Below are 8,319 nucleotides of genomic sequence, written 5' to 3'. Positions count from 1 at the left end.
ATTAAATATACATCGCTATTTCCGTGATAATTAGCGGTGAAGGCGATTTTACTCCCATCAGGAGAAAATCTAGGATAACTTTCAGAACCTTCAGGAGAGCTTAATCTATGAGCATTACCTCCAGATTTTGCTGCAATCCATACATCATCGCCATAAACAAATGTAATTTGTGTTTCAGATACATCTGGATATTGCATTAAACTCCCGCTAATTTGGGCGTTTATTGATCCATAAATGAAAACGAGCACTAAAGCTGAATAAAAATTTTTCATAATTTCGGTTTGAGTTTTATATATTATTAATATCTAAAAATTTAGCTTTTAAAATAGTTGTTAGAGAATCCATTAATTAGGTTCATCTATTTGAATGTTTGCTAAATCTTATAAAATCGCTTGCATAAATAGCTGAATTTATGGCATGATTGCGATTTTGCGATATCTAAAGTAGTATAAATGTTTTGATATTCATAATCTAAGCCAAATTGCAACAAAGAATGTTATAAGAAATACAATGATTTTTAAAAAAGACTATCAATATATTTAAAAAGACAATGCAGTAAACTACATTGTCTTTTTTCAACTTAATTAACTCAATATTTAATATCCCGGATTCTGATCTTCAGGATTAATTAAAACATTTCTACTAATTTCGTTTGATGGAATAGGAAACACTTGGTTTTTTGAAGTATATCCGATACTTGAAAGCTCTGTATCTGCCAACTCCCAACGGACTAAGTCCCAAAAACGCTGTCCTTCAAATGCCAATTCTAATTGACGCTCTAAAACAATAGCATTAAATAAAGCGTTTCCTGTAGCAGTTACATTTGATAATCCTGCTCTAAAACGAACTTTGTTTAACTCAACTTGAGCTTTCCCATCTTCGTTATTTTTATGATACGCTTCAGCTGCCATTAATAGAACATCAGCATATCTCAATAATCTCCAATTAATTCCATAATTTAACTCATTAATTGGGCCCGCCGTATCTTCAGTTCTTGTAACATATTTTAATCTTACAAACCCTTCATAGTCATGAATTCCTGTATCTGGTGGTGTAACTAATCCTCCAGCAGTAATTAAATCAAATTCAGAAATAAGTGTCGCATTTTTACGTACTACATCACCAGCGTTTGCAAATGCTTGGCCAATTTTACTTGTAGGTAAATTAAAACCCCATCCGTTTGCAACTCCAATAGCAGCAACGTCAAAAGCATCACCTCTTGGCCCCATTAATTGTGCGTGAATATTACTTTCTGGACGTCCGCCCCAAGGAAAATTACCCCAATCGTATTTTTCAGTACTTACATAATTTAATTCAATTAATGATTCCATTCCGTTTTCAGAACTTGAGTTCCATACATGTGCAAAATCGGGTTCTAAATCAAATGCTTGTGAAGAAATAACTTTTCCAAATTCAACGGAAGCTACATCATATTTATTTTGAAATAAATAAACTTTTCCTAAAACAGCTTGTGCCGCTTCTTTTGATATTCTAAAAGATTGAGCGACTCCACCTCTTGAAGGCAATCCACTAATTGCAGCTGCTAAATCATTTTCAATTTGAATATATACTTCACTTTTTGGAGATCTTGCCAAACCAAACTCATCAATTGATTGTGGAGTTGTGATTCTTAAAGGTACATCACCAAATAACGTAACTAACTCAAAATAACTATAGGCTCTTAAAAATTTTGCTTCAGCAATAAATTTATCTTTTGAACTTAATTCAGAAATTTCTAATTTTTCAATTAAAACATTTGCTAAACCAATTGTTTTATAGAAACCTTCCCAAACACCGGTAATTGCTGGATTGTCCGCTACATGTGTAAAATCATCAATTTGTTGCAATGGTGGTTGGTCACCAATGGTGCTTCCTGCATTTGCAATATCTCCAGGTAACACTTTTAAGAAAAAAGCACTGTTCCAAGGGCGATTGTAATTCCAAGCCATTAAATCATAAATACCAAATATTACAGATTCTGCTTCAGCGTCGGTTGTTAAGAAATCATCTTCATTAATTAATCCAATTGGATCAACTTCTGTAAAATCATCACTACAAGAAGTATAATTAAAAATAATTAATACTCCTAAAACTACTATTTTAATATATTTTTTCATTGTTTTATTGTATTAAATTATGAGTTATAGGTTTAATGATAAACCAAAAATTATTTTACCAGGTATTGGATAAACACCTCTGTCAATACCCTGACTTTGATTGTTTGTACTACCTGCTTCAGGATCTAAACCTTGATAGTTTGTAAAGGTAAAGTAGTCTTCTAATGAAACATAAAAGCGTAAATTATCTAATTTAATTTGCTCTAATACTTTTGATGGGAATGTGTAACCAAACTGAATTTGTTTAATTCTCATATAAGATCCATCGCCAACCATTAAATCACTTCGGTATAACTCATCACTACCAACATCTGCCATTGGGAAAGAAGCATTATCTCCTGATCCAGTCCATCTACCATCAAATAAGAAAGATGGCTTGTTAGAATAAATACGGTCTGTTCTTGTCCAAAGCATATAAATCTCGTTTCCTTGAGTTCCTTGGAAGTTTAAATTGAAATCGAAATTTTTATAACCTAAATTAACCTGTCCACCATATAAGAAATCTGGATGAGGATCACCAATATTCGTAATATCATTTGGGGTAATATCTCCGCTATTGTCTATATCTACAATAATTGGCTTTCCAGTTGCTGGATCAATTCCATCTGTTTTATACCCTCTAAAATACCAAATAGGTTCTCCTTCTTCGAAACGAGTAGTAATAAAACCTCTAACCTCGGCACCATCAATTGGTGAATCTACAGCTAAATCTGTTACTTCATTTTTAAGTGTTGAGAAGTTTAAGTTTACACCATACGTTAAATCACCAACTTTGTCATTATATCCTAATTCAAATTCCCAACCTTTATTTGAAACCGTACCACCATTAAAGTTCCCAAAATTACGTCCTACAGATAATGGAATTAAGCTATTTCCACTAACAATTAAATCTTTTGTTTTTTTATCGTAATAATCTGTAGTAAATTTAAGTCTGCCTTCAAATGCTCTTAAATCTATTCCTAAATCTATTTGTTCCGAAGTTTCCCAAGTTAAATCTTTGTTTGGAATATTACTTGCTTCATAGCCTGGTAAAAAACCACCATTTCCATCAGGAATTTTAATTCCAGCACTTGAAAAGAATTGTAAATCTTCATTTCCTAATAAATTTTGATCACTACCTACTTGTCCCCAACTTGCACGAACCTTTATGTAATCTATTGTGCTATCCTCTTTCCAAAACTCTTCATTGGACATTACCCAACCAGCAGAAACAGAAGGAAAAATAGCTCCTTTATTTGCTTCTGAAAAAGCACTTGAAACGTCATAACGTAAAGTACCTTCTAAAAGGTATTTTTCATCATATTCATATGAAAATCTTCCAAAAGTTGATCTTTTTCTTCTTTCAATAAAATTTCCACCAACTTTATCTAAATCATCATCTTGTGTGTAATCGTGAAAAGCATAATTATCACCTTCTTTTGGAGTTGGTCCTGAAAATAAATACCAATTTGGTGATTGGTATTTTTCTGCTGATAAACCTGCTAATAAGCTATAATTATGCTTATTATAAAAACCTTTATAGGTTACGAAATTTTCCCATAGCCAAGATGAATTTTTGTATATATTATCATCAACTGTTGTTAAAGAATTCTGTCTTTCTGAAGAAACATAATATACAGGGTTCCAATTATGGTTTACCGAATAATTTACATCAATCCCCAATCTAGTCGTCATTACTAACCCTTCAATAGGAGATACATTTGCAAAAAATGTTCCTAATATTTTATCGGTTTTTATATTTCTATTTTGAATGGAAAGCATTGCAATTGGATTTGCAATTTCACCTGTTACATATGCAGGTAAACCATAATAATTTCCATTATTATCAGCTAAAATTGTATTTCCTGCATTAATTAAACTTGTAACATTAGCAGGTACACCGTTGTTGTATATTACCGGTGTTAATGGATCCATTAATAAGGCATTATTTAAAATTCCGCGATATTCATCATCTTCTCCAATAACACCACGACTGGTATTAGAATATGAAAGATTGTTTCCAACTTCTAACCAATTATTTATTTGATGTTTAGAATTTAACCTTGCCGTATAACGTTTAAAATTAGCTCTTTCGCCTCCTACAATACCATCTTGATTTGTATAAGACCCAGACAGTAAATAAGTTGATTTTTCTGTTCCTCCTGCAAAACTTAAATGATGTTTTTCCATCCAAGCATCTTCAAAAACTTCGTTCAACCAATTTGTGTCAATGCCATTTGAAGGAATATTTTGAACCCCGGCTTCATCTAAATAAGTTCTGTATTGAGACTCATTCATTAACTCCATTTTAGAACGTTCCGATTGAACTCCAAATTGAGAATTATAAGAAATAAGAGGTTTGTCATAATTTCTACCAGATTTAGTAGTTACAATTACAACACCATTTGCACCTTCTGTACCGTAAATAGCGGATGAAGCAGCATCTTTTAAAATTTCGATAGATTCAATATCTCCACCATCTATATTATCTATACTGTAAGTTTTCATGCCATCTACAATATAAATTGGATCTGCATTTCCGTTTGATCCTGTTCCACGGATTCTAATTTTAGAACCAGCACCGGGAGAACCTGAATTTGTTAATACAGAAATACCTGATACTTTTCCTTGAATTGCCTGTTCAACTCTTGTAGCACCATTATTTTGCATGTCTTCAGATTTAATACTTGAAATAGCACCAGTTACTAAACTTTTCTTTTTAGAACCATAACCAACAACTACTACCTCTTCTAAAGAATTCGCATCTTCAACAAGTACAACATTAATTAATGTTTTGCCATTTACAGCTACTTCTTTTGTAACATATCCAACATAGCTAACTTGTAACACAGCATCAGAAGCTATATTTTCTAGCAAAAAATTACCATCAATATCTGAGGTTGCACCATTGTTTGTACCTTTAACAACAATACTAGCTCCTGGTAAAGGACCACTAGCATCCGAAACGGTACCTTTAATACTTTGTGCTTGCGCGTATGTGCACAGCAATAAAAATACTAGAAAAAAGAATCTTTTTAAAATTTGATTTTTCATAAAATATTTGGTTTAATTATTCAATTGTTTTGAATTAAGCTCATTTTAAGGGTCTTAATACACATACAAAGTTATACAGGATGTTAATGAAATGTTAATAGAATATTGTCACTTTTTTATATATTTACGACAATATTGTATAGAGAACAGATAAAATAACACATTAAATATATGATTGATAATGCCCATCGAGAAATTACCCGTTTAATCCCTGAAGATAGTTTCTTGGTTGAAGAAAGAGTAAAAGATGATTTTGATTTCCCCATTCATTTTCACCCAGAATATGAACTAAATTTCATTTTTAAAGGAAAAGGTGTAAGACGAATTATTGGTGACCATTCTGAAAATATTGATGATTTAGAATTAGTATTAACAGGCCCCAATATTGTACATGGGTGGGAACTTAATAAGTGTACTTGTAAAGAAATTTATGAAATAACCATTCATATTCATCAAGATTTATTAAATGAAAAAACATTAGCTCGTAGAATTTTTAAGCCTATTAAGGATATGTTTAACAGGTCAAAACACGGAATTCTTTTTTCACGAGAAACGACTATAAAAATAATGCCAAGGTTGATGGCGCTTACCAGAATTTCAGGTATTGAATATTACTTAGAATTTATATCAATTTTAAATGATTTAGGCAATTCCGAGAATCAAAGAAAGCTCTCAAATTCTAGTGCTGTAAAGGAAGATTTTCATAATAGTGATAAGATTAAAACTGTGTATGAATATATTCAGGAAAATTTTAATAAAACGATTACCTTAAATGAAATTTCTGAGTTGGTAAATATGAGTCCTGTAACGTTTAACCGATTTATTAAAAAACGTACAGGTAAAACATTTATAGCATATGTAAATGATACGCGCATTAGTTTTGCTTCGCGCTGGTTGTTAGATTCGGAGTTAAGCATTGGTGAAATTGCTTTTAAGTGTGGTTTTAATAATATTGCTAATTTTAATAGGTTGTTTAAGAAATCTAAGCAATGCACCCCGAAGGAATTTAAAGAACAATTTGTAGGAATAAAGAAAACATTATAACCTATTATAATAGCCGTTTTACTAAAAAACTCTCTAAGATGCAATCTTAGAGAGTTTAAATAACAAAACTTAATTCAAATTAACCCATGATTACTTTAATTTCATGGGATGTATCTTTTTCTAAAATAGGTACTATATTAGAAGTTATTTCTTCTCCATTAACAATTATTTTTTGAATACCCTTACTAACGTTTTTAGGATTTAAAACTTCAATATTATAGGTTGCTCCTCGAAATTCTCTTTTCATTTTAAATCCATTCCATTTTGAAGGTATACAAGGATTTATTAAAAGTCCATTGTAATCTGGTTTTACGCCTAAAATATATTGGGTAATTGCATAAAAATTCCAAGAAGCTGTTCCTGATAGCCAAGAATTTTTAGCTTCTCCAGGTTTAAAAGCTTCTTTCCCTGCAATCATTTGACAATATACATAAGGCTCTACTTTGTGTAGTTCAGAAATATCTTCTAAAAAACTTGGTGCGATTTTCTTGTAATAATCATAAGCATTATCGCCACGACCTATCATAGTTTCACCAATCATTACCCAAGGATTATTATGGCAAAAAATTCCACCGTTTTCTTTATAACCGGCAGGATACGTAGAAATCTCTCCATATTCAATTTTATATTCAGTAAATGCAGGACTGTTTAATACAATTCCATATTCACAATCTAAATGTTCTTTTACTGAATCTAAAGATTTTTCAACCAAGCCTTCTTCTTTTCCAATCTCAGCCATGGTACACCAGCCTTGAGATTCGATAAAAATCTTTCCTTCTTCATTTTCATGAGAGCCCACTTTTTTACCATAGTAATCGTATGCTCTTAAATACCAATCTCCATCCCAACCATGTTTTTTCACTGCTTCAATCATAGCATCAACATGAATTTGAGCTTCAGTAGCTTCCTCAGTTTTACCAATAATATTACATAGTTTTACATATTCTTTTCCATATACTACAAACAAACCAGCAATCATTAAAGATTCTGCCTTTCCATCTTTTTTATTTCCTGTTGTTTGAAAAGATTCGTTTGGATCTGTTGAAAAACAATTTAAGTTTAAACAGTCATTCCAATCGGCTCTACCAATTAATGGTAACTTATGTGGTCCTAGATTATTTACCACGTGATAAAATGAGGCCTTTAAATGGTCAAAATGCGGTTTAGCTCTTGACATATCATTATCAAAAGGTACTAATTCATCTAACAATGAAAAATCACCAGTTTCTTTAATATATTCAGTTGTTGAAAGTATTAACCAAAGTGGGTCATCATTAAAATCTCCACCTAAAACAGCATTTCCTTTTTTTGTTAATGGTTGGTATTGATGGTAACAAGAGCCATCTTCAAATTGTGTAGAAGCGATGTCAAAAATACGCTCACGAGCTCTTTCAGGAATTTGATGCACAAATCCTATTAAATCTTGATTAGAATCACGGAATCCCATTCCGCGTCCAATCCCCGATTCAAAAAAGGAAGCAGAACGAGACATATTAAACGTAACCATACATTGGTATTGGTTCCAGATATTCACCATTCTGTCTAACTTATCATCATCGGATTTAATATTGATTTTGCCCAATAAATTATCCCAGTAATTTCTTAACTCATTAAAAGCTTCTTGTACTTTTTCAACAGTATTAAATTTAGCAATCATTTCCTTAGCAGGATTTTTATTGATTACTGATTTACTTTCCCATTTATCATTTTCATCAACCTCAACATAACCCAACATAAAAACATACTCCTTTTCTTCACCAGGTTGTAATTCAACTTCAATATAATGCGAAGCAATAGGAGACCAACCATGGGCCATTGAATTTTTAGGCTTTCCCTCAGTTACAGCATTAGGAGAGTCAAAACCATTATACAATCCAATAAACGATTCTCTATCAGTATCAAAACCATTTATAGCCTCGTTTACTGAGTAAAATGAGTAATGATTTCTACGCTCTTTAAACTCTGTTTTATGATAAATTACAGAATCTTCAACCTCTACTTCACCAGTATTGAAATTCCTTTGAAAATTGGTCATATCATCCTCAGCATTCCAAAGTGCAAATTCAATAAAAGAAAATAGTTTTAATTTTTTTACTTCTGAAGAAGTATTTTTAATACTTACTTT

The 8,319-nt window shown here is 31.6% G+C and carries 5 protein-coding genes; 1 reads left to right on the top strand and 4 read right to left on the bottom strand.

From position 1 onward, the window contains the following. From AB1Z17_RS05640 to AB1Z17_RS05630, 3 genes are all read right to left on the bottom strand, one after another. A partial coding sequence (locus tag AB1Z17_RS05640; RefSeq protein WP_368050823.1) for a hypothetical protein occupies positions 1 to 197 on the bottom strand: 197 nt, incomplete at its 3' end. 399 nt (positions 198 to 596) lie between these two features. Then, positions 597 to 2,117: a RagB/SusD family nutrient uptake outer membrane protein gene (locus AB1Z17_RS05635; RefSeq protein ID WP_368050822.1), complete on the bottom strand. Its 1,521-nt coding sequence runs from the start codon at positions 2,115 to 2,117 to the stop codon at positions 597 to 599. 24 nt (positions 2,118 to 2,141) lie between these two features. Further along, on the bottom strand, positions 2,142 to 5,150 hold the full coding sequence (locus tag AB1Z17_RS05630; protein ID WP_368050821.1) for a SusC/RagA family TonB-linked outer membrane protein: 3,009 nt from the start codon (positions 5,148 to 5,150) through the stop codon (positions 2,142 to 2,144). 171 nt (positions 5,151 to 5,321) lie between these two features. Between AB1Z17_RS05630 and AB1Z17_RS05625 the strand changes: the two genes are divergently transcribed. Beyond that, entirely contained in the window at positions 5,322 to 6,194 is an 873-nt protein-coding gene (locus AB1Z17_RS05625; protein WP_368050820.1) for an AraC family transcriptional regulator, read from the top strand. A 79-nt stretch (positions 6,195 to 6,273) separates the two neighbouring features. Here the strand turns inward: AB1Z17_RS05625 and AB1Z17_RS05620 are convergent. After that, positions 6,274 to 8,319, bottom strand: a 2,046-nt coding sequence (locus AB1Z17_RS05620; protein ID WP_368050819.1) for a glycosyl transferase, incomplete at its 5' end; no start/stop codon positions are given.

Origin of the sequence: Lutibacter sp. (assembly GCF_040883305.1) — a bacterium.
Taxonomy (GTDB): Bacteria; Bacteroidota; Bacteroidia; order Flavobacteriales; family Flavobacteriaceae; genus Lutibacter.
Note: the sequence above shows the minus strand (reverse complement) of the source record. Positions and strands in the feature narration are given on the sequence as shown.